23 protein-coding genes and 1 tRNA gene are annotated in these 22248 nt (G+C 63.6%); 10 read left to right on the forward strand and 14 right to left on the reverse strand.

Going from position 1 to position 22248, the window contains the following annotated elements; all coding sequences use genetic code 11:
* Positions 1-2 precede the first annotated feature (2 nt).
* The 8 genes from JQ592_RS08355 to JQ592_RS08390 all read right to left on the reverse strand — a co-directional run bounded on the left by JQ592_RS08355 (position 3) and on the right by JQ592_RS08390 (position 8093).
* Positions 3-866, reverse strand: a complete 864-nt coding sequence (locus JQ592_RS08355) for an ABC transporter ATP-binding protein (RefSeq protein ID WP_246820238.1) — start codon at positions 864-866, stop codon at positions 3-5.
* Complete coding sequence (locus JQ592_RS08360; protein WP_349630451.1) at positions 863-1642, reverse strand: ABC transporter permease; 780 nt, start codon at positions 1640-1642, stop codon at positions 863-865. Before JQ592_RS08360 ends, JQ592_RS08355 begins: the two co-directional genes overlap by 4 nt.
* Positions 1639-2835, reverse strand: coding sequence for an ABC transporter substrate-binding protein (locus JQ592_RS08365; RefSeq protein ID WP_246820240.1), 1197 nt, complete (start codon positions 2833-2835; stop codon positions 1639-1641). The genes JQ592_RS08360 and JQ592_RS08365 overlap by 4 nt, the downstream gene beginning before the upstream one ends.
* Positions 2836-2872: 37 nt before the next feature.
* Positions 2873-3832: a fatty acid desaturase gene (locus tag JQ592_RS08370; RefSeq protein ID WP_211402361.1), complete on the reverse strand. Its 960-nt coding sequence runs from the start codon at positions 3830-3832 to the stop codon at positions 2873-2875.
* A 397-nt stretch (positions 3833-4229) separates the two neighbouring features.
* Positions 4230-5207, reverse strand: coding sequence for a HEAT repeat domain-containing protein (locus JQ592_RS08375; protein ID WP_211402362.1), 978 nt, complete (start codon positions 5205-5207; stop codon positions 4230-4232).
* 2 nt (positions 5208-5209) lie between these two features.
* Positions 5210-5443, reverse strand: coding sequence for a 4Fe-4S dicluster domain-containing protein (locus JQ592_RS08380; RefSeq protein ID WP_007593252.1), 234 nt, complete (start codon positions 5441-5443; stop codon positions 5210-5212).
* A gap of 31 nt (positions 5444-5474) precedes the next feature.
* Positions 5475-7217 carry a fumarate reductase/succinate dehydrogenase flavoprotein subunit gene (locus JQ592_RS08385; RefSeq protein WP_211402363.1) on the reverse strand — a complete coding sequence of 581 codons (1743 nt, stop codon included), beginning with the start codon at positions 7215-7217 and terminating at the stop codon, positions 5475-5477.
* A gap of 102 nt (positions 7218-7319) precedes the next feature.
* Positions 7320-8093 (reverse strand): ferredoxin--NADP reductase, encoded by a 774-nt coding sequence (locus tag JQ592_RS08390; RefSeq protein ID WP_211402364.1) that lies wholly within the window; start codon positions 8091-8093, stop codon positions 7320-7322.
* A gap of 205 nt (positions 8094-8298) precedes the next feature.
* Between JQ592_RS08390 and JQ592_RS08395 the strand changes: the two genes are divergently transcribed.
* The 6 genes from JQ592_RS08395 (at position 8299) to JQ592_RS08420 (ending at position 14052) form a co-directional block, all read left to right on the forward strand.
* Positions 8299-8604, forward strand: a complete 306-nt coding sequence (locus JQ592_RS08395) for a gamma-butyrobetaine hydroxylase-like domain-containing protein (protein WP_211402365.1) — start codon at positions 8299-8301, stop codon at positions 8602-8604.
* 219 nt (positions 8605-8823) lie between these two features.
* Positions 8824-9597 carry a Crp/Fnr family transcriptional regulator gene (locus JQ592_RS08400; protein WP_211402366.1) on the forward strand — a complete coding sequence of 258 codons (774 nt, stop codon included), beginning with the start codon at positions 8824-8826 and terminating at the stop codon, positions 9595-9597.
* A gap of 182 nt (positions 9598-9779) precedes the next feature.
* On the forward strand, positions 9780-11201 hold the full coding sequence (locus tag JQ592_RS08405; protein WP_211402367.1) for an ABC transporter substrate-binding protein: 1422 nt from the start codon (positions 9780-9782) through the stop codon (positions 11199-11201).
* Entirely contained in the window at positions 11198-12106 is a 909-nt protein-coding gene (locus JQ592_RS08410) for an ABC transporter permease (protein ID WP_433996406.1), read from the forward strand. Before JQ592_RS08405 ends, JQ592_RS08410 begins: the two co-directional genes overlap by 4 nt.
* Positions 12103-12975 (forward strand): ABC transporter ATP-binding protein, encoded by an 873-nt coding sequence (locus JQ592_RS08415; protein WP_211402369.1) that lies wholly within the window; start codon positions 12103-12105, stop codon positions 12973-12975. Before JQ592_RS08410 ends, JQ592_RS08415 begins: the two co-directional genes overlap by 4 nt.
* Before the next feature lie 264 nt (positions 12976-13239).
* Positions 13240-14052, forward strand: coding sequence for a tyrosine-type recombinase/integrase (locus JQ592_RS08420; RefSeq protein ID WP_211402370.1), 813 nt, complete (start codon positions 13240-13242; stop codon positions 14050-14052).
* A gap of 58 nt (positions 14053-14110) precedes the next feature.
* On the opposite strand, the gene JQ592_RS08425 is transcribed toward JQ592_RS08420, so the two are convergent.
* Together JQ592_RS08425 and JQ592_RS08430 are read right to left on the reverse strand one after the other, a co-directional pair.
* Positions 14111-14195 (reverse strand) — tRNA-Leu (locus JQ592_RS08425).
* Between the two features lie 179 nt (positions 14196-14374).
* Complete coding sequence (locus JQ592_RS08430; RefSeq protein WP_018647371.1) at positions 14375-14617, reverse strand: FliM/FliN family flagellar motor switch protein; 243 nt, start codon at positions 14615-14617, stop codon at positions 14375-14377.
* 80 nt (positions 14618-14697) lie between these two features.
* Here JQ592_RS08430 and lipB point away from each other — a divergent pair, with 80 nt between their 5' ends.
* Entirely contained in the window at positions 14698-15435 is a 738-nt protein-coding gene (lipB, locus tag JQ592_RS08435) for a lipoyl(octanoyl) transferase LipB (RefSeq protein ID WP_211402371.1), read from the forward strand.
* A 300-nt stretch (positions 15436-15735) separates the two neighbouring features.
* Positions 15736-16449 carry a DNA helicase gene (locus JQ592_RS08440; RefSeq protein WP_211402372.1) on the forward strand — a complete coding sequence of 238 codons (714 nt, stop codon included), beginning with the start codon at positions 15736-15738 and terminating at the stop codon, positions 16447-16449.
* Between the two features lie 43 nt (positions 16450-16492).
* On the opposite strand, the gene JQ592_RS08445 is transcribed toward JQ592_RS08440, so the two are convergent.
* The gene (locus tag JQ592_RS08445; protein WP_211402373.1) at positions 16493-16915 is read right to left on the reverse strand and encodes a tautomerase family protein; all 423 of its coding nucleotides are present in this window, start codon (positions 16913-16915) and stop codon (positions 16493-16495) included.
* Positions 16916-17025: 110 nt separating this feature from the next.
* On the opposite strand from JQ592_RS08445, the gene JQ592_RS08450 reads away from it, so the two are divergent.
* Positions 17026-17880: a LysR family transcriptional regulator gene (locus JQ592_RS08450; RefSeq protein ID WP_211402374.1), complete on the forward strand. Its 855-nt coding sequence runs from the start codon at positions 17026-17028 to the stop codon at positions 17878-17880.
* Between the two features lie 4 nt (positions 17881-17884).
* Here the strand turns inward: JQ592_RS08450 and JQ592_RS08455 are convergent, their stop codons facing one another.
* The 3 genes from JQ592_RS08455 to JQ592_RS08465 are packed head-to-tail and all read right to left on the reverse strand — an operon-like array spanning position 17885 to position 20558.
* Entirely contained in the window at positions 17885-19321 is a 1437-nt protein-coding gene (locus JQ592_RS08455) for a TIGR01777 family oxidoreductase (RefSeq protein WP_211402375.1), read from the reverse strand.
* Positions 19318-19983 carry a DUF4166 domain-containing protein gene (locus tag JQ592_RS08460; protein ID WP_211402376.1) on the reverse strand — a complete coding sequence of 222 codons (666 nt, stop codon included), beginning with the start codon at positions 19981-19983 and terminating at the stop codon, positions 19318-19320. Before JQ592_RS08460 ends, JQ592_RS08455 begins: the two co-directional genes overlap by 4 nt.
* A gap of 17 nt (positions 19984-20000) precedes the next feature.
* Positions 20001-20558: a GbsR/MarR family transcriptional regulator gene (locus tag JQ592_RS08465; RefSeq protein ID WP_211402377.1), complete on the reverse strand. Its 558-nt coding sequence runs from the start codon at positions 20556-20558 to the stop codon at positions 20001-20003.
* 150 nt (positions 20559-20708) lie between these two features.
* Between JQ592_RS08465 and JQ592_RS08470 the strand changes: the two genes are divergently transcribed.
* On the forward strand, positions 20709-22229 hold the full coding sequence (locus JQ592_RS08470) for a PAS domain-containing sensor histidine kinase (protein WP_211402378.1): 1521 nt from the start codon (positions 20709-20711) through the stop codon (positions 22227-22229).
* Positions 22230-22248 lie beyond the last annotated feature (19 nt).

Raw genomic sequence — 22248 nt, forward strand, 5'->3', positions numbered from 1 at the left:
GCCTACGCCTTGATTTCCATTTGCTCGAAGGCCCGGCGGCCTTCCGAGCGGATCAGATCAAGGCAATCCCGCTTGAGGGCGAGATAGGCAGCCTCCGCAACGATGGCGCTGGAGCGCGGTCGCGGCAGGCTCACCTGCAGATCCTTGAGGATGCGGCCTGGTCCCGCGCTCATGATCAGCACACGGTCAGAGAGAAGGATCGCTTCGTCGATGTCGTGTGTGACGAAGACGATTGTTGCGTTGATCCGCTCGCGGAGCTCGAGCAGATTGTCCTGCATGACCGCCCGGGTCTGCGCATCCAGCGCTCCGAACGGCTCGTCCATCAACAGCACGCGCGGCTGATTGGCGAGGGCACGGGCAATCGCAACCCGCTGCTGCATACCTCCCGATAGCGTGTGCGGATATGCCGACGCAAATTTGGTCAGTCCGATCATCTCGATGAGGTCGTCGGCAATCCGCAGCGCTTCCGCTTTCGGCTTGCCGAGGGCGCGCGGCCCGTGCGCGATGTTCCGGCGCACCGATTTCCACGGAAACAGATGTGGCTGCTGGAAGACCATCCCGATCTCGGGCCGTGGCGCGCGCATTGCTTCGCCGGCTATGCGCACCTGGCCTTCGAACGGCCGCTCGAGACCGGCCATCGCATTCAGGAGCGTGGACTTGCCGCAACCGGATGGACCGACGATCGAGACGAATTCCCCCTGCGCCACCGCCAGAGATACGCGGTCGACCGCGATGACCTGTCCGCTCGGCGCATCGAAGACGATGCTCAAATCCTCGACCCGGATGATCGCCTGACGCGCCGGGGAAGGCGAGTACGTATCCACGAGCCTGAGTGGCTGGTCTGGGCGAAGCAGGCTCGGGGTCATCGCCACCACACGGCACGTTCGGCAAGAATCGCGAAGGAACGGTCGGCGACGAAGGAAAGCAGTCCGAGAGCCGCTAACCCGCCCATGACCTGACCCGTTTGCAGGTTCTGTTGCGCAATTTCGATACGATAGACGATACCGGCGAACGCTCCCGCCAACTCGGCGGCGACCAGCGTATAGAAAGAGATACTCACCGCGGTCCGAAGACCGACTGTGATGTAGGGCAGCGCGCCAAGAAGGACGATCTCCCACAGCATCTGCGTTTGCGGCGTGCCTAGCATCTGGGCGGCACGGATAAGTCCGCGGTCGACTTTCTGCACCCCGATGTGGGTCGCGAGCCATACCGTGAAGAACACGCCCCAAACGACCAGGAAGAGCTTGCCTGTCTCCGAGAGGCCAAACCAGAGGATGACGATAGGCACGAAGGCGACGGGAGGAATTGGACGAAGGATGTGAAACAAGGGTGAAAGCAGGCTGGACACCAGCCGGAACTGGCCAGTCAGGACGCCGAGCACGATCCCGCCCGCAGCCCCGATCGCAAATCCCGCGGCCACACGCGAGAGGCTCGCCACCAGGTCGCCTAAAAACTGTCCGCTGCGGATCCATTCGAGAACGGCGACAGCGACGGTCGATGGCGGAGGAAACAGCACGGCGTTCACGATGCCGGAGCGCGCAACCAGTTCCCACACGCCTGTGAAGGCAGGCACGGAGAAGATGGCGACCAGTACGCTCAGCCGTGCGGTCGCGCTCGCACTGTTGCGTCTCCCGACGCTCACGGGCGCGCCTCCAGCGTGACGCGAGCCGGGTCGAGCGCCTTCAGCGGCGCCGTCACCAGGACTTTCGAGAAATCGGGCATGCTCGCGCCAGGGGGATGGTTGCCGGTCTCGAGCCGCCAGGCGGCATGGGTTTTCAGAGTCGTGAGAATCCTATCGTCGAGGCGCACATGGTAGACATAGTCCGGCCAGATCGCAGCCAATTCATCGCGTTTCATCCCGGTCGCTGCGGCGATGACGTCGATCGCTTCATCCGGATGCGCCTTGAGCCAGCCCTCGGCTTCGACGAGGGACGCCAGGAACTTGCTGACGATCGCGGGGTTGGCCGCGAGGTAGGACTGGGTCACGACAATATTGAAGGTCTCCGAATAGAGACCTTTGGTCTCAAGCGGGATCGCGCCTTCGCCAAGAGCCTTCTTCGCATTCGCGACGTGCGGCTCCCAGGTATCGAACGCATCGATACTGCCGGCCGCCATGGCGGGAAGCATCTCCTGAGGTCGCAGGTTGACGAGCGTCACGTCCTTCGACGTCAGGCCCGCCGCTTTCAACAGAACCGAGGTGTAAACTTCGCTGCCGGTTCCGGCCGTAAAGGCAATTCGCTTCCCACGCAGATCAGCCTTCGTCTTGATCCCGGCAGAAGCCGCGGTCATGGTCTTGAGATCCGAATATTCCATCCCCGCCACGAAGGCGATCGGCTGTTGCGCCATCGCGGCCGCCGTGACCGGCGCCTCTGCGGTTGTCGCGATATCCGCTCCTCCCCCAAGCACCGTATCGAGGCACTGCTTCCCGCTGGTGAAATTGGAGACCGAGATGTCGAGCCCCTGCCTGGCGAAAATGCCCTTCGCATTGGCGACGATCGCCAGTCCCGAGATCGGCCCGAGATTCTGGGCGAGCCGCGCCTTCAGCAATTCTTCGGCTGTCGCGCGCTCGGGCGTCGCAAACAGGAAGGACGCAGTGAGCGCGAACACGGCGGAGCGAAGAGCGGTTGTTGATCGCATGCCAAACCCCTGTGATGCCGGCGACCGGAGTGATCGACCTTGACGATAGGATCGTCTGAAGATGGAAGACCATGAAGCAATTAATCGACAAGGCTCGACGCTGTCCATTTTTTGCGCAAGCAGACCAGCTTCCGACCGTGACTGGGCAATAAAGTCATCAGGCTGCTCACACCTTGGGCGCAGCGTAGCCTCCGGCATCGGCGCTCTGCTGGCTTCGCGAAGCCCCGATCCCGATTCAATCAGAACCGATCGGGCTTTCGATGCCGTTGCGCGCGCGGCGAAACCAGGCCCACGTCTGCCGCGTCACCGCGATGTAGCCCGGCCCCCGGTAGACGATCTGATCGGCGACGATCCGGTTCAGTTTCGGCAGCGCATGGAACGGAATCGAAGGATAGGCATGGTGTTCGACATGATAGGGCATGTTCCATGCAAACCAGCGCACGAACATGGCGGTATAGGTGGTGCGGGTATTCTGGAAGGCGCTGCGCGTGCGATCGCAACCGGTATGTTCGGCAAGGAGATATGGACGCAGAAACAATTGACCGACGATCACGGGGACGACCCAGACCCACAACAAGATCATGGTGTGCAGCGCGACCGACGCCAGCAACAGCGCGACGCAGCCTGCCAGATGCAGGCGCGCTTCCATCACGACAATGTGGCGTTTGCTTTCCGGAATCCAGGGCGACGTGGCATTGCCAGTCAACGCATGGCGAAGCATCAGCCCCACCCGGAAGGCAACCTGCCGCAAGCCGCTGTAGACGATCAGCAGTTGGGCGTTCGAGGTCGGGATCGGGACCGACAGCAGTTCCGGATCCCTCTTTGGATCCTGCGTATAGCGATGATGATCCCAGTGGAACAAGCAGTAATATTCGTAAGGCAAGCCGACCGCGAACGAGGAGAGATGACCGAAGGCGAGATTAAGCGCGCGGCTGCGAAACGCCGTCTTGTGGGCGGTCTCGTGTACCACCATGAACAGGAACGCGACAAAGTAACCTTGGACGACGACCAGCGGCAACGCCGACACGATTCCATATCGCGACGAGACCAGCCAGATCAGCGCGCCGACAACGACGATGACGCCGTAGTGGCTGGCCGCACGGACCAGACCTTGCCAATCGGACCGCACCGACAACTCGCGCAGCATGGCCGGAGTCAGCGGCTTCTCTCCGGTGGCAGTGATGGCATTGCTCATGATCGTAGTCGCCTCTTTCCGGGATCACACGCTTGACCGTGCTCGTTCGGACGCTGGAATTTGGTCAAGCACAGACCGATCCTAGGGAGCGACGCAGTAATGCTGAAGCAATTAATTTCGCGGACGTTGGCCGCCAGGCATCCCGACATTTGCGGCCCTCGCTTCGCCGCATCGGCCTGGCGACGGATCGTCGCCGCGCCGGTCGCAAGTGCCGTTCGGGGCAGTCAGGTCTAACTCCTATTCCGCGGGCTCTGCGTGCGGCACATCGACGTGCGCGGTGTAGGGTACGCTTACACAAGCCGTGATGAGAGTTTCCTGATCTCCCGGTGCGTGAATAGTTGAGAAGCTTGGAATCTCGCTCTTCGCACGGACTGGACTGTCGAACTCAGATCTTGACCTACGATCCGGCTCGCGTCCTTTTCGCCGCGATCTGCTGGAGCGCCCAGCGCGCGTTCTTGCGCACGTCGGGATCGGGATCGGCGGCGACCACGGCGAGGTAGGCCTCGCCCTCGGGATCGGCGATCTCGCCGAGCGCGGCCGCCGCCTCCTTACGCAAATTGGCCTGGTCATGGTTGATGCAGTTGCCGATCGGGCGCACCGCGCGCTCGATCTTCATCCTACCGAGGCTGCGGATTGCCTTCAGCCGCACCTGCCAGAACGCGTCGGCAAGGCAGGCAATGAGTTGATCGGCGGCGAGAGAACCGTTGACGTTGAGGCCCAGCGTCTCCGCCGCCACCTCGCGTACCATCCAATCCGGGTCCTTCAGCGCGCGCGTGATCGACTCGGCGGCCGGCTTCATCTGCGAGAACGCCAGCGCGCTGACTGCGGCGCGGCGCACATGGGCATCAGGGTCGTTGATCAGCGCGGTCAGCGCCGGGATGGACTCCTCCAGCTTGAGGAAGCCGATCACGCCGATCGCCTGCACGCGCACGGCGGCATCCGCATCCTGGAGCGCTTCCAGCGCCGGCTTCAGCGTGTCCTTGCAGCGCAGCTCCTTCAGCGCGCGCAGTGCGCCCATGCGGACGAAGGCGTGGGCGTGCTTGACCAGCGGCAGGATGATTTCGGCGCAGGCCGGATCCTTGAACTCGGCCATGCTGTCGGCAGCCGCCGATGCCACGATCCTTTCAGGGTCGACCAGCAGCTTGACCAGCGCGCTCGCGGCCTCCGGCCCGTCGAACTCGCCGAGCGCCATCGCGACCTGCTGGCGCACGCCGGCATCGGGATCGGCGACCATGTTGGCGAGATGGCCGACCGCGGCCGGATCCCCCGAATGGCCGAGCGCGATAATGGCGACGCGGCGCTCGGCGGGATCGGCGGCCTGAAGCCGCTCGTCGGCGTCTTCGAGATCGTCGTAGGACTCGAACGGGCTCGACATGATCACCTCAACAGATAGGGAATGTTGACAGTGACGGCGCCGGTCGGGCAATCTGCCTCACAGGGCATGCAGTACCAGCACTCGTCATAGGCCATGTAGGCCTTGTTCGTCATGTCGCTGATGCGGAGCACGTCGAGCGGGCAGACGTCGACGCAGACGGTGCACCCCTTGTCGGCGATGCATTTGGCGTCGTCGACGACCACCGGAACCGATGTCTGATAGGACGCGAGAGGCATTTGCTGTCTCCTGTTGCTGTGTTCTGGCGGATCAGGCGGAGGCGCGGATGCGCTGCTTGTCGTAGAGGTCCTTCTCGTCGTCCGCGATCGGCACGACGTAAGGTTCGACCGCGCGCTTCTCGCTCGTCATCTTGCCTTCACGCTTGCTGAGCAGCGTGTGGCAAAACCAGTTCTCGTTGTCCTTCTCCGGAAAATCCGTGCGCCAGTGATAGAGGCCCCAGCGGCTCTCCTCGCGGTAGAGCGAGGCGTGCGCGGCCATGTCGGCGCAGTCCATGATCGACTGCACTTCGAGCGCGCGAAGCAGCTCGTGCGCGTTGCGCGCGATCATGCGCTCCTGCATGTCCTCCCGCGCCTCGGCAAGGCGGCGCATGCCGAGCTCGTATTTCCGGGTGACCTTCGGCGGCTGGAGATAGTCGTTGACGAGGCGCCGGGTCTTGTACTCGATCTGGTTCGGCGGGATGCCGTCCTCGCGCCTCGTCGGCGCCATCACGCGCTCGCGCTCGATGGCGACGTCGGCCGCATCGAATTCCGCAAAATCGTGGCTGTCGGCGAACTCCATCGCGTCAATGCCGGCGACCGAGCCGTTGGTGAAGGCGCCGAGCATGTAGTTGTGCGGCACGCTTGCCATGTCGCCGGCGGCGTAGAGGCCCGGCACGGTGGTGCGCGCATTGTCGTCCACGAAGACGCCAGAGGCGCTGTGGCCGGAGCAGAAGCCGATCTCGGAGATGTGCATCTCGATCGACTCGCTGCGATAGTCGACGCCGCGCCCCTGCTGGAACAGGCCGCGCGTCGGACGCTCCACCTTGTGCAGCGTCGACTCGATCTCGGAGATGGTGTCTGGGTGCAGGTGCTTGAGCTGGAGGAACACCGGCCCCTTGCCGGACAGCAGCTCGTTGTAGAACTCCAGCATCATCTGGCCGGACCAGTAGTCGCATTCGATGAAGCGCGAACCCTCGTTGTTCGCCGTATACGCGCCGAAGGGACCTGCGACATAGGCGCAGGCCGGGCCATTATAGTCCTTGATCAGCGGGTTGATCTGGAAGCATTCGAGGTTCGCGAGTGCGGCACCGGCGTGATAGGCCATGGCGTAGCCGTCGCCGGAATTGGCGGCGTTCTCATAGGTGCCGAACATGTAGCCGGAGGTCGGCAGGCCAAGGCGGCCGGCGGCGCCCATGCAGAGGATCACGGCCTTGGCCTTGATCACCAGCATCTCGGCCGTGCGGGTGTTGACGGAAATCGCGCCGGCGATGCGGCCATCGCTCGACTTCAGGAGACGCGTCGCCATGTAGCGGTTGGAGATCAGGATGCGGGCACGGCGGAGCTGGCGATAGAGCGCCTTCTTCACGGTCTCGCCGTTCGGCATCGGCAGCACATAGGTGCCAATGTGGTGCACCTTCTTGACCGCGTAGTCGCCGTTCTCGTTCTTCAGGAAGCGGATGCCGAAGCTGTCGAGCTCCTCGATGATCTCAAAGCAGTTCTGCGCGTATTTATAGACCGCCTTCTGGTCGACGATGCCGTCATTGGCGATGGTGATTTCCTTGGTGTACTGCTCCGGCGTCGCATAGCCGGGGATGACGGCGTTGTTCAGCCCGTCCATGCCCATCGAGATCGCGCCGGAGCGCTTGACATTGGCCTTTTCGAGCAGGACGACATTGGCCTTCGGGTTCTTCAGCTTCGCCTTCAGGGCCGCCATCGGGCCGGCCGTGCCGCCGCCGATCACCAGCACATCGCAGGAAACCTCCGAAAGTCCGTCGACGATCTGATCTAGTGCCATCACTTGCTCCTGGTTCGCCGATCCCCGGCGCCTTTGCATCAGATTTGTTCAGAGGGCGTCCCGGCGATAGCAATTAGTTGTCGCCGCGATGCGATTTGCGCCTCAGCGCTCGACGAAGGCCTTCTCGATGACGAAATGGCCGGGCTGGCTGTGATTGCCCTCAATGAAGCCGCGCGACGAGAACATCGCGTGCAGTTCCTCTAACATCGCCGGGCTGCCGCAGAGCATGATGCGGTCGGTCTCGATATCGAGGCCGTCCTGCCCGATATCGTCGAACAGCTGGTTGGAGGCGATCAGGTCGGTGATGCGGCCGCGGTTGCGGAACGGCTCGCGGGTGACGGTCGGGTAGTAGACGAGCTTGTCGCGGATCAAGGGGCCGAAGAACTCGTGATTGCGCAGGCCTTCGACGACATGTTCGCCATAGGCGAGTTCCGAGACCTGGCGGCAGCCATGGGCGAGCACGATGGTCTCGTAATTCTCATAGACGTCGGGGTCCTTGATCAGGCTCGCAAAGGGTGCGAGTCCCGTGCCGGTCGAGAGCAACAGCAGGCGTTTTCCCGGAATGAGGTTGCCGGTGATCAGCGTGCCCGTGGCCTTGCGGCCGACCAGGATGATGTCACCTTCCCGGATCTTCTGGAGGCGCGAGGTCAGCGGGCCGTCCTGCACCTTGATCGAGAAGAACTCGAGTGCCTCCTCGTGATTGGCGCTGGCCATGCTGTAGGCCCGCATCAACGGCTTGCCCTCGACCTCGAGCCCGATCATCGCGAACTGGCCGTTCTGAAAACGGAAGCCGGGATCGCGCGTCGCGGTGAAGCTGAACAGAGAGTCGGTCCAGTGGCGAACCGACAAAACCGTTTCCTTCTGAAATGCGCTCATGATCTCCCCTTGTCGATGACGCCCAAGGTTTCGGAGAGAGGAGAGTCCGGCAATTCGGAAGTGAAATTTCCGGTCGATTAGTTTCACATTTTGCGGGTGATGACTGAAGAGAAGGCAGCGAAGGTCATCGCCACGCGTCCGCGTCGGCAATTAGTTGCTATTCGCGCGCGCCCGCGCCGACGTAGAGAGAAGTCGGAGGTTCGTCATGACCATGACCGCATTGGTGGCACCGACCGTCGCCGACTACGAAGCCAGCGCCGATCTCGCCTCGCTCCTCGTCCGCACCACTCAGGACGGTGCGCTGAGCGTGCCGGCCGAAACACTCCGCCTCTCCTGCAAATGCGCCCACTGCACCCGCGCCCGTTTCGACGGCCGCTTCCCGGAAGCATTTCCGGGAATTGCGATCACCGAGATCGGCGACCTCGGCTACGGGCTGAACATCGCGTTTTCGGACGGGCACAACAGGGGGATTTACCCGAAGACGTATCTGCTTAGTTTGGCGAGGCGCTGATCCAGTATTCGATGTCATGCCCCAGCTTGACCGGGGCATCCAGTACGCCGCGGCCTTTCCGTAACCCATTGCTGTCTCTGGAATCCTGGATCGTCCGGTCAAGCTGGGCGATGACAGCGGAGTAAATGGCGAGGCCGTGCCGTAAGCGAACCGCGAGCCCCCCATCTGGCACGGACATTGCTCCGCTTTAGAACGATTCGAACGTTCCGGAGGCAGGTGATGTTGCAGGCGGCCAATGCGGTTCGCGGGGCTGTTCCCCCGGCAGTCCGGCCTGCGGGCAGCTCCTCGCTGCTGCTCACCGAGAACCAGCAATGGATCGGCGGTCCACCACCGTTGATGGACAAGCTCTCGCCGCGCGAGCGGGAGTTGGTGCTGAAGCAGGGCCGGCGAAAGGTGCTCAACCGCGGCCAGACATTATTCAGCCAGGGCGGCAAGCATGACGGCATCTGGCTGATCGAGAGCGGCCGTATCCGCGTGTTCTACACATCGCCGCTCGGGCGCGAGATCACGCTTGCCTACTGGCATGTCGGCAATTTCGTCGGCGGCCCAGAAGTGTTCGAAGGTACCGTGCACCAATGGTCCGGCGTCGCATCCAGCAATTGCAGCGTCGTGCACCTGCCCGGAAAGGAGCTGCGGTCCCTTGCCGCAGAGATCCCGAACCTCGCGATCGGTCTGATCGAAGGCCTCACCTTTAAGGGCAAATGCTATTCGGCGCTGGCCCAGATGCTCGGAACGCGCTCGATCACGCAGCGCCTTGCGCATCTATTGCTGCATCTCGTCGAGCTCTACGGCGTCGAGGACGCCGACGGCACCGTCATCGCCGCGGCCTTCACCCACGCCGACATTGCCCACATGGTCGGTGCTACCAGGCAATGGGTCACGATCAGCCTGAAGCGGATGCAGGGGAAGGGAATCGTCGTGACCAAGCGGTCGCAGATCGTGGTGTGCCGGACCGACGTACTGGAGGAGATGCGCGGCCAGGCCTCGGATTGAAGGGGGGCCGCGACTATGGTCGGTGCACAGGCAAGCGGCTTTATAGTGCAGGACTGCCCAAGGAGTATGCAATCAGCTTTTCCCGGCAACTAATCGACTGCGGCGGCCACTCCGGATTTGCCCTGCCGGTGCCCTCACCCAATCATGGCAACCACAGCACATCCAACAGAATGAGGATGAGAATGGTCCGCCATCTTCCCACGCCCTCGATCGCGATGTCGGTGACGTCGTTGGCGCTCCTGATCGCGCAACCTGCCTCGGCGGAAACGGTGACGCTCGGCATCGGAACGCAGGACACCACAACCAACACGGTGACCGCCGGCGTCGTCATCCGGCAGCTTCATCTCCTCGAGAAATATCTGCCGAAGGACGGCAAGTACGCCAACATCAAGTTCGAGCTGGAGTGGCAGAATTTCACCTCCGGTCCGCCCGTCACCAACGCGATGATGGCGAACAAGCTGCAGATCGGCATGATGGGTGACTATCCGCTGATCGTGAACGGCTTCACCTTCGAGAGCAATCCGGAGAGCAAGAGCCGCCTGATCGGCGTCGCCGCCTACAGTCTCTCCGGCTCGGGCAACGGCCTCGTCGTCCACAAGGACTCGCCCTACTACGACCTCGCCGATCTCAAGGGCAAGCTCGTCAGCGTCCCCTTCGGCTCCGCCGCGCACGGCATGGTGCTGAAGGCGATGCAGGATCGCGGCTATGCGTCCGATTTCTTCCAGCTCGTGAGCCAGAGCCCGGAGGTCGGTTCGACCAATCTGCAGGAGAAGAAGATCGACGCGCACGCCGACTTCGTCCCCTTCGCCGAGCTGCTGCCGTTCCGCGGCTTTGCGCGAAAGATCTTTGACGGCGTCGAGACGAACTTGCCGACCTTCCATGGCATCGTCGTTCGCACCGATTTCGCCGAGAAATATCCGGAGGTCGTCGTCGCCTACTTCAAGGCGGTCATCGCCGCCAACCAGTGGCTGCGCAACGATCCCAAGCTCGCCGCGGAAAAAATCCAGGAATGGACCGGTATCAGCAAGGAAGTCGTCTACATCTTTCTCGGCCCCAGCGGTAACATGACCACCGATCCCACGATCAAGCCGGCGCTGATCGATGCGGCAACGACCGACGTCAAGGTGCTGCAGAATCTCGGCCGCATGAAGGAGTTCGATCCGAAGAAATGGGTCGATGACAGCTACATCCGCAAGGCGTATGCCGAGATGAAGCTCGATTATGACGCGCAGCTTGCGAGCACCAAGAACTACGAAATCTCGGGCGAAGACGCTTTCTGCAAGAAGCCGATCGCCGATCCGCGCAAGGCCGGCGAGGTCTGGGTCGATGAGGCCGGCATCATGCCCTTCTCGTCCGCCAGCTGCACTCTCGGTGCCTATGCCGACTTCAAGTCCAAGGGCAAGAAGATCAACGTCGCCTATGTCTTCGACACCACGCGCGGCATCAAGCTGTTCGCCGACCAGGCCTTCTTCGCGGTTGGCAATGGCGATGTCGCACCGTTCCTGCTGAAGAAGGACGCCGAAGCCTATGCGGCCAAGATCAGCGGCAAGGTGCTCGGCTTCGAGGACGCGGTGAAAGCGGCCGTCGGCGGAGGCAAGACGTGAGCAGTCCCGCCCTCGCCAGACATCCCGAGGACAGCATGCCAGCGACAGCCGTTGCAGAGGCGGGCTCCGCGCCCGCCGTTACGCCGCCCGCGCCACCCGTCTCCTTCGGCACCCTCGCGCTGCGCTGGTATCGGCTCAATCGGGCGGGTCTGCGCGCCACCGCGATTGGCATCATTTCGCTGCTCGCGTTCCTGCTGGTCTGGCATCTGCTCACGACCTATCGCGTCGTGTTCTTCGTGCGCTTCACCAACGTGCCCTCGCCGCTCGCGGTCTATGCCAGCTTCACAAAGGCGATGCACGATCCCAAATTCCTGATGCATATCCTCTTGAGCTGCCGGCGCATCTTCATCGGCTTCTCGCTGGCCGCGATCATCGGGGTGCCGCTCGGCCTGATCATGGGGCGCTTCAAGCTGGTGCATGAGATCATCTTCCCCGTGGCCGAAGTGCTGCGGCCGATCCCGGCGATCGCCTGGGTGCCGATGGCGATCATGCTGTGGCCGACCAACGAGCAGAGCATCGTCTTCATCACCTTCCTCGGCTCGTTCTTCCCGATCCTGGTCAACACGCTGCACGGCATGTCGCTGGTCGATCCCGTGCTGGTGCGCGCCGCGCAATGTCTCGGCGCACGCGAGCGCTCGATCTTCCGCGAAGTGTATTTCCCGGCCTCCCTGCCGCACATCTTCACCGGCCTCACTGTCGGCATGGGGGTCGCCTGGGTGTCGCTGATCGCCGCCGAGATGATCTCAGGCCAGTACGGCATCGGATATTTCACCTGGGAAGCCTATTCGCTGGTCCAGTATGCCGATATCGCGCTCGGCATGATCGCGATCGGCGTGCTCGGCCTCGGATCGAGCCTGTTGATCCGCGGCGCCGGGCAATTGGTGATGCCGTGGAGGTCGACATGAGCGAGATGCCTGCGAACACGTCGAAGGGCCATATCGAGGTCAGGAACTTCTCCCTCGCCTACGAGACCATCGAGGGACCGGTTCAGGCCGTCACCGACACGCAGATCCATGTGAAGCCCGGCGAGTTCGTCTCGATCGTCGGCCCTTCCGGCTGCGGGAAGTCGACGCTGCTCAATGCGGTCGCCGGCTTCCTTAAACCCACCACCGGAGTCGTTACCGTCGACGGCGAGCGCGTGAACGGCCCCAGCGCCGAACGCGGGATGGTGTTCCAGCAATATTCGCTATTTCCCTGGAAGACGGTACGGGAAAACGTCGAGTTCGGCCTGAAGATGCGCGGCATGCCGCGCTCGCAGCGCGAGCGTGCCGCGCGCACGCTGCTGGGGCTCGCGGGTCTCGAGGCCTTCGAGAAGCACTACCCGGAAAAACTCTCCGGCGGCATGAAGCAGCGCGTCGGCATCGTCCGGGCGCTTGCGACGGGACCGAAGGTGCTGCTGCTGGACGAGCCGTTCGGCGCGCTCGATGCACAGACGCGCGTCATCATGCAGCAGATCCTCACCAACATGTGGCAGCGGCTGAAGATCTCGGTGCTCTTCGTCACCCACGACATCGACGAGGCGATCTTCCTGTCCGACCGCGTCTACTGCATGACGGCGCGTCCGGGCTCGATCAAGGCCGAGATCCCGATCCCGCTGGAGCGGCCGCGGCAGCAATCGATGATGATGTCCTCGGAGTTTCTGGCGCTGCGCCGCGGGCTGATGTCCCTGATCCGCGAGGAGAGTCTGAAGGCGATGGGCGGCGAGATCAGCGATTTGGGCATGCAGGGACTGAACATCGAGCTGCACGGCCATTCGCTGGTCGAGATACTTTAGGCGAGAACAATCTTAACGTGTCGCTCTTGCGAGGAGATAGAATCGCATTGCAGATGCGCCCAGGAAAGGGTTCCTGGGACATCAACTACCGCTAACCGCGAAGCTCCTCATTGCAACCGATAGTCACCTCCCAGAGGCTTAACCGTCACCGTCGTTTCGCGGCGAAAGCAATTTGCGTCTTCCGCTCTTGCGGAGTCCACCCGGCTCCAGCGCACCGGACTAATCGAGTCACTGCTGCCCCAGAATGGCGAGAAGCCGTTTGCCGTGCTGACGCGCAAGGTGATCAAAGCGGAGATGAAGGCGCGTACTCCATCGCAGGCGGGCAATTTGCTGTCGGCGGTTCGGGGGATGATCCGCTGGATGATCGACGAGAGGCATCTCGACGAAGACGACGATCCAACGATCGGACTAAAGTCCGGCAAGGCAAAGGCGAGCCGTGAGACCGGCGGTTTTGTGCCCTGGACCGAGGACGACATGGCCCGCTACCGGGCGAAGTGGCCGTTGGGTACCGAAGCACGGCTGATGTTCGACATCTTGCACTACACGTTTCTGCGGCTTGGAGATGCCCACCGTTTCGGGCCGCCCCACCTGCGCCAGATCGTGCGGAAGATGGCTGTGCAGATTGCCACCGAGAAAAGTCAGGGCAATACGACCGTCACGGTGCCTGTCCATCCGGAGTTCGCTGCGAGCCTGAGGGCGGCTCGCGCGGCGAATATCATCGGAGCTGAGGTATTCACCGGCAAGGTCGTCCGCGGGCGGGTCCTGCCGATGAACAAGAAGGCGTGGGCGGCGAAGTTCAAAAAATATGCGGTCCTCGCGGGCGTTAACGAACCGAAGAAAAGCTGCCATGGCGTTCGAAAGGCCCGGGCTGAAGTCGCCGCCTACGCCGACTGCACCGAGAGCCAGATGATGGCCATGTTCGGCTGGACCGACCCCAAAATGCCCGCGCACTACATCGCGCAGGCGAATCGAGAGAGGCTCGGGATCAGCGGGATGCAGAAGATCATCACGTTCGATCAGGGCCAGTCACTGGACGATGGCTTGGCGCGCGAACGCCGCGCCGGAACAGAGTGGTAACTTTCCCGGGTAACGCCCGGAAAAAAGCCTAATCATTTCAATTGGAAATGTGGGTTTATGGTGCGCTCGGAGGGACTCGAACCCCCACGGTGTTACCCACTGCCACCTCAAGGCAGCGCGTCTACCAGTTCCGCCACGAGCGCTAAGGGATGCCGGCTTGAGGTTTTGAGGCCGGCCGGATCAGCGGCGCCGATCTAACAAATCCATCAGGGGGATACAAGCCTCCAAAAGCCCTGAATTCCACAAGCTTGGCAGGAAAAACGCCGCCCTCCCCAGAAGATCGGCCTTGTGGGCCTCCGTGCGGCTACCGCGTGCCCCAGGCTTACCGGGTCCCCGGCGAGCGCGGCAGCATCTGCTTGACCTCGACCGCAATCCGGTTGCGGTCGACGAGCACCACGCCGGAGGCGACCGGCAGATTATTGGCCAACACCTTGACCTCGTCGGCCTCGGTTGCGTCCAGCTCGATGATGGCGCCGCGGGAAAGGCGTAATACTTGATGGATCGGCATCGTGGTCGTCCCGAGGACGACCATGAGATCCACGGTGACTTTATCGAGAGTGGGCACTGTCAGGACCGCCGCAACTTGGGACTTAGGCCAAAGGACTTGGCATTTGCTCCTGATCATCACCACGTTATGGTTAGCCAATGGTTAATTCGCCTCAAAACTCCCGCCAAGACCTCGATTTGACGTCGTTTTCCGCCTCGGGCGGCGAGCCCGTCGAATGGCGAATTTCGGATGCTCCGGTGCCCTATCCGGAGGCGGTGGCCGCCATGGAGGCGCGCGTTGCGGCGATTGCTGCGGGCGAGGCGCCGGAGCTGGTCTGGCTGCTCGAGCACCCCCCGCTCTACACCTCCGGCACCTCCGGCAAGGAATCAGACCTGCTCGATGCCCGATTCCCGACCTTTGCCACCGACCGCGGCGGGCAGCTCACCTATCACGGGCCCGGCCAGCGGGTGGCCTATGTGATGCTCGACCTCAAGCGCCGCCGACCGGACGTGCGGGCCTATGTCGCGAGCCTCGAGGAGTTGATCCTGCGCACGCTCGCCGCCTTCAATGTCCGCGGCGAGCGGCGCGAGGACCGGGTCGGCGTCTGGGTGAAGCGGCCCGACAAAGGGCCCGAGCACGAGGACAAGATCGCCGCGATCGGCGTCCGGCTGAAGCGCTGGGTGTCGTTCCACGGCATCGCCATCAATGTCGAGCCGGAGCTGTCGCATTTCACCGGCATCGTGCCCTGCGGCGTCGTCGATCCCCGCTACGGCGTCACCTCGCTGGTCGATCTCGGCCAGCTCGTGACCATGGCCGACGTCGACATCGCGCTGCGCCAGGCATTCGAGGAATTGTTCGGACGGACGCGCGCGCTGCTGCCGGAGGCGGCCGCCTAAAGCGCGATGAGACTGGGATGAATCGTCATCGCGCTTTAGGTTGTTGTTGACGCATGATCTTTCCGGAAAACCGCTTCGCACTTTTCCGGATCATGCTTTAGGCGCTTTCCTGTTCGCCGCGCGCGGCTCGCGTTCTCTGCGGCTACGGAATCAGGTAGGCTTTATTCCGGTGCCGCCCACGCCTCCCCCCTCCGCCGGGAAAGCAGACCTCATGCCGGGCGAGTTGACCATCGGCCGACTGTTCGAGCGCCAGGCATAAGGAGGGGTTGCGATCCATGCTCGCAATGGGAGGTTTTCACGATGAAACTGTCTGCGCCCATCTACCACCTGAAGCGCAAGGCGAAGCGCCTGTCCCGCGAAGCCGGCATTCCGCTCCACGACGCGCTTGACCGCGTCGCTGCGACGGAAGGGTTTTCCGCCTGGAGCATGCTCGCGGCGAAAGCTGCCGCGCTGACGCCGGCGGGCAGGCTGTTCCCGCAATTCCGGCCGGGCGATCTGGTGCTGGTCGGGGCGCGTCCCGGCCAGGGCAAGACGTTGATGAGCCTCGAACTTGCCGTCGAAGCCATGAAGTCGGGCCATCGCGCCGCGTTCTTCTCGCTCGAATATACGCAGAGAGATGTGCTGGATCGCCTGCGTGCGATCGGCGTGGAGCCGGCGCAATTCGCCGACATGTTCGAGGTCGATTGCTCCGACGTGATCAGCGCCGACTATGTCGTCAAGCAGATGGCCGCTTCTGCCCGCGGCACATTTGTCGTGATCGACTATCTGCAGCTGCTCGACCAGAGGCGGGAAAACCCTGATCTGACCGTTCAGGTGCGCGCGCTGAAATCATTCGCGCGCGACAAGGGCCTGATCGTCGTCTTCATCTCGCAGATCGACCGATCCTACGATCCCGCGGCCAAGCCCTGCCCCGACCTCGGCGATGTCCGCTTGCCGAACCCGCTGGACCTGACGCTGTTCGACAAGACGTGCTTCATGAACAATTCCGAAGTTCAGTTCCGGGCGGCGGGCTGACGATCGAGCCGCGGGTGAGATTGCTCACCCGCGGCATCCGACATCACGCCGCCTTCAGCGCAACCTCGAGCTTGCCGGCGATGTAGCGCCGCTCCTGGGTCAGGCCGCCAAAACCGTAGGCGTCGCCCTTGACCTCGTCGACATGGAGGTAGGTCTCGGGATGCAGCGGGCCCAGGATCCCGGCCATGCGCTTGAACATGGCGGCGAGATAGGCTGCCTTCTCGTCCTTGGTGTTGGTGCCCTCGGTGACGTGGATGTCGATCCAGTAGCTGGCGAGCTTCTGCTCGGCGAGCGACTTGCCGCCGGCGAACCAGTCGCCGGCATCGACCGGTTTCACGATGATCGCGGTCACCTTGGGGTCCTTGTGAAGTATCTCGGCGGTGAGTTCGGACACGGCGTTCGCGATGTCGGCCTTCAGCGAGGGCGACTGGCGGGAAGAGCTGTAGGACACGGTGATCAGGGGCATGGTCGTTCTCCTCAATTGCCGCGGGTTTCCTGCGGCGTTGGTGAGAAGCTAGACCTGCGGCCGTCATTTTGGTATCTTATCTATACTGATATCAGTGATAACAGTTTATAATGACAGCCACACTCGACATCGCCACGGTCCAGGCCTTCCTTCTGGTCGCCGACCTCCAGAGCTTTACCCGGGCCGCCGAGGCACTCGGCACCACGCAGGCGGCCGTCAGCCTGAAGCTGCAGCGGCTGGAGACATTGCTGGGAAAACGCCTCGTCGAGCGCTCGCCGCGCGCGGTCCGGCTCACCGCCGACGGCGCGGCCTTCCTCGATCGCGCCCGCGCGCTGATGGAGGCGCATGATCGCGCGCTGTCGGGCGAAGCTTCAGCCGCGCAGTCGCTCTCGCTCGGTATCTCAGATCATGCCGCGGGCCCCGAACTGGTGCCGCTGCTCGAACGGCTGCACGCGATGTCGTCAAACCTCACCCTCGCCGTCACCATCGGCTTCTCGCGCGAGATGCAGGACGCCTATGACGCGGGTGAGCTCGATGCGGTGATTGTCCGCCAGGAAGGCAGCCGCCGCGGCGGCGAAAAGCTGGCCGAGGACGAGTTTGGCTGGTTTGCATCACGCCGCTTCACCTTGCCGAAGGGTGAGCCGCTGCCGCTCGCAACACTCGCCCCGCCCTGCGGGGTGCGCGCCGTCGCCGTGCGCGCACTCGACAAGGCCGACATCGCCTGGCGCGAACGCTTCGTCGGCGGCGGCGTCACGGCGGTGGTCGCTGCCGCGCTGGCCGGGCTTGCGATCGCGCCGCTGGCGCGCCGGATCGCGCCTCCCGGGCTGATCGATATCGGTCCTGCGCAAAGGCTGCCGAAACTCGGCAGCTCGAAGGTGATGCTGCACTCTAAAGTCAGCGATCCCGCTAAGCTCGCGGCGCTGCGTGCGGTAGCGGCAACGTTCCGGAGCGTGGCGGCCACCTGAAGCCTCACAAAATCGCCTCGAACGCGCTGCGCAGCGTCTCATGCCGAAACACAAAACCGCGGCTCAGCGCCTTGTTCGGCAGCACGCGCTGGCCGCCGAGCAGGAGCTCGTCGGCGAAGCCGCCGCCGATCCGGCGCAACAGGCCGCCGGGAATGCGGAACACCGCGGGCCGGTGCAGGCGGCGGCCGAGTTCCTCGGTGAACTTTGCGTTGGTGACGGGGATCGGCGCGGTGGCGTTGACGGGGCCTGAAAGATCCGGCGTTGCGATCACATAGGCGATCAGCCGGATCAGATCGTCGCGCTCGATCCAGGACATCCACTGCCGGCCGGTGCCGAGCGGCCCGCCGAGTCCGAACTCGAACGGCGTCAACATGCGCGTGATGAAGCCGCCCTCGGTGCCGAGCACGAGGCCGATGCGCAAATAGACCACGCGCACGCCGATATCCTCCGCCGGCCGCGCTGCTGTCTCCCAGGCCGCGCACAGCTCGTGGCTGAAGCAGGCGTGGGACTTGGCTGACTCCGTCAGCACCTGGTCAGCCCACAGCCCGTACCAGCCGATCGCGGAGCCGCTGACAAGCACCTCCGGCTTGCGCTCGAGCCGCGCGATCAGCTTGACGACCTCGCCGGTCATCTCGATGCGCGAACTGATGATCTTCGCGCGCTTCGCCTCGGTCCACAGGCCGTTGCCGATCGGCTCGCCGGCGAGATTGACGATGGCGTCGACCTGCGCGTCCGCAGCGAGTTGATCGAGGCTGGTGATCAGCGTCACCGGCGGTGGCAGCATCTCGGCCTTCGCGGGATTGCGGATCAGCGCGATGACGTGATGCCCAGCCCCGACAAGGCTTGCCGCGAGCCGGCTGCCGATGAAGCCGGTGGCGCCTGTTATCAGCACGGTCTTGCGGCCGGGCAGCTTTTCGACAAGTCCAGCCGCCGGCACGCTTCGCATGCGACCGAGCCGGCGCATCGCCGCAAAATCCCTGACCCCGCAGAGCGCCGCGCCGACTGCACATGCGGTCGCGGCGATGCTGAGCAGGCCGTGATGGACGACGGTCACGCCGAAGGGCTGCATCGCCCAGGCGATCAGCACGGGCACCAGCAGCACCAGGATGGCACCGTAGTTGATCGCGAGCAGCGTGTGATTGATCCGCTCGCTCGGCGGCAGCTTCCGGCTCAGATCCTCCTCGACGAAATCCATCAGCGTGATGACGATCTCGGCGACCAGGACGGCGACAACCAGCAGCGCCAGAACACCGTAGACTTCGAACCAGCCGAGCAGCAGGAACAGCAGCGCATAGAGCAAGTTGCGAACGCCGTGCAGCTTCAGCTCGAAACGCTGCGACGGACGCCAGGCCAGCCGCTCGGTGAATTCGTGGTGATAGAAGGTGTCGAACACGCCCATCACGATCTGGATGGCAATGAGCGTCCACAATAGCGGCGTCATGATACGGCCTCCCTGAACAAGGCGGACTGGTGGATCAGCGCGCCGTACCGCGGGTGAGTGACATCGAGGGTGAAACGGAAGGCGCCCTCGCCGAGATCGCTGTGCGTCACCGTGAGGTCGCCCGGCGTGAGCCAATGCGGCAGCGGGATCCAGAGCCGTCCGAGTTGCAGGCCGTAACCGGCGCTGCGAAAGGTCAGCGCCTGTCCCTCGACCGCGATGCGGAGCGCCATCGACACGCCGAAGCCGACATATTCTTCGAGCCCGGTCGGGCCCGCGAAGCGTTTTGCGGAATGGATCACCTGCGGAAAGCCGCGCTTGCGCGCGCAGATGCGCGTCCAGGTCTGGCCGCCGGTCACGCCGTCCTCGGTAACCGTCACGATCATCGGCACGCCGGTGTCGCGTCCGGTCGGCAGCGGCCCGCCGATCAGCCGTGCGGCTTGCGCGAACCACCAGCCGATGTCGCTTAAGGCGACCTCGTCGACCACGCCGACGTAGACGACGCTGTCGCCGTCGGCGACGCGTTTGGAGAAGCGCCGCCAGGTCGCGAGCGGCAGGCGGCCCCAATCCTCGTCCGGCAACAGCGAACGGAAGCGGCGATCGTCGAGCAGTTTGGTGTGAACGGAGGGAGATGCGTTGGAGCCTGGTAATCGAGCCGACGTCATCGCACCCTCCTCAAGGACTATTTGACCTTGCCCAGCGGCAGCAGGTTGGCGATCTTCTCGCCAAGCCGCATCAGGGCGACCAGCCGCGGCCGCGGCACCTTCAGCATCTGCATGAACCAGTGGTCGGCGAGCTCGGTGAAGGCGAGCATCTCCTTCAGGCGCTTGCTGGCGACCGGATTGATGGCCGGATCCTCGGCGGCATCGGACACGCAGGCCCTGAGCGCCGCGATTGCCGGATCGAACTCCCGCTCCTTGCGCCGCGCCGCGATCCGGGCCGCGACCTCCCAGATGTCGGTCTCGGCCTCGAAATGATCGCGACGATCGCCCAGGATCGGCACCCGCCGGATCAGGTTCCAGGCGAGCAGCTCTTTGAGCGAATTGGAGACGTTGGAGCGCGCCATGCCGAGCGTGTCGGCGATGTCCTCGGCCGTCATCGGCGCCTCGGACAGATAGAGCAGCCCGTGGATCTGGCTGACCGAGCGATTGACGCCCCACCCGTCTCCCATGTCGCCCCAATGCAGGATGAAGCGCTCGACGGCGGCGGGGAGTTTCTTCTTTCCGGTTATTTCTGTCATGACAGAAATATCTGACAAGTGCGACTGCGTGTCAAGGGCGTCTGTCCGGCGTCCCTGATGCATACCGTCGGCGGCATTTGCCTAAAAAGTCCCCAGAGCGCCGGAACCAAACGGCCCGCCTGAGCGTTTGCTCCCGTCGAGGCTGGGGTCATGGTGAAAAAGTTCAGTCAGCAGAGAGACTTGTTCGAAAGCGAGCGCAGTTTCCGGCTGCTGGTTGAAGGAGTCGCTGACTACGCCCTCTACATGCTCGACCCCAACGGCATCATCACCAGCTGGAACATCGGCGGCGAGCGCATCAAGGGCTACTCGCCCGAGGAAATCCTCGGCCAGCATTTCTCCCGCTTCTACACCGAGACCGACCGCGCCAACGGCAAACCCGCGCGAGCGCTCGGCATCGCGCGAGAAAAGGGCCGCTACGAAGAGGAAGGCTGGCGCGTTCGCAAGGACGGGACGTTCTTCTGGGCGAGCGTGGTGATCGATCCGATCTACGAGGATGGCACGCTGGTTGGCTTCGCCAAGATCACGCGCGACATTACCGAACGCCGCAATGCCCAGCTCAAGCTCGAGGCGATGCAGAAGCAACTCGCCGAAGCCCAGAAGTTCGATGCGCTCGGCCAGCTCACCGGCGGCGTCGCCCATGACTTCAACAACCTCCTGATGATCATCAGCGGCAGCCTCCATGTCCTGAAGAAGGGGTCCATCGACGAGGCCAGGCTTCAGCGCGCGATCTCCGCGATCGAGACGGCGACCAGGCGCGGCGCCGCGCTGACCAACCAGCTCCTCACTTTCGCGCGGCGACAGAGCGTCAACCCGCAGGCGATCGATCTCGCCGAACGCATCGCGTCGATCCGCGCGGTGCTCGACGCCGGCCTCGGCAGCTCCGTGCGCCTCACCTTCGACATCGCCCCCAAGGTCTGGCCGGTCAGGACCGACGTCTCGGAGCTCGAGACCGCGCTGCTCAATCTCGTCATCAACGCCCGTGATGCAATGCCCGACGGCGGCACGGTGACGATCAGCGCCCGCAACGTGGTGCTGGACGAGACCCCGCTCACCGGCGAGTTCGTGGCAATCGATGTCGCCGACACCGGGCTCGGCATTCCCGCCGACGTCGTCGACAAGATCTTCGAGCCGTTCTTCACCACCAAGCCGATCGGCAAGGGCACCGGTCTCGGCCTCTCCCAGGTGCACGGCTTCGCCCATCAGGCCGGCGGCACGGTGAAGGTCGCAAGCGAGCTCGGCAAGGGCACGAATTTCACCATCCTGCTGCCGCGCGGCACGGATGCGACGGCACGGGACACCGTGGAGGCGATGCCGTTCCGCGGCAGCGGAACGGTGCTGCTCGTCGAGGACAACCCCGAGGTCGCGCTCGTCAGCATCGGGCTTCTGGAGCAGCTCGGCTACCAGGTGCGCCGGGTCGCCGACGCCGAAGCGGCCTTGCGCGAGATCGAGACCAACGGCGTCGACTTCGTATTCTCGGACATCGTGATGCCCGGCAAGATGGACGGCCTCACCCTCGCCCATCGTCTGCGTCAGATCCGCCCCGGCCTGCCGATCCTGCTCGCCACCGGCTACAGTGAGGTCGCCGCCGACGTGCGCGGCGACTTCCCGATCCTCCGCAAGCCGTATGAGATCCACGAGCTCAGCGAAGCCATCGCCAAGCTGCCGAGGTGAATTTCTCTTCGCCTCGCCC

It is taken from the genome of Bradyrhizobium iriomotense (genome assembly GCF_018129405.1).
GTDB lineage: Bacteria > Pseudomonadota > Alphaproteobacteria > Rhizobiales > Xanthobacteraceae > Bradyrhizobium > Bradyrhizobium iriomotense_B.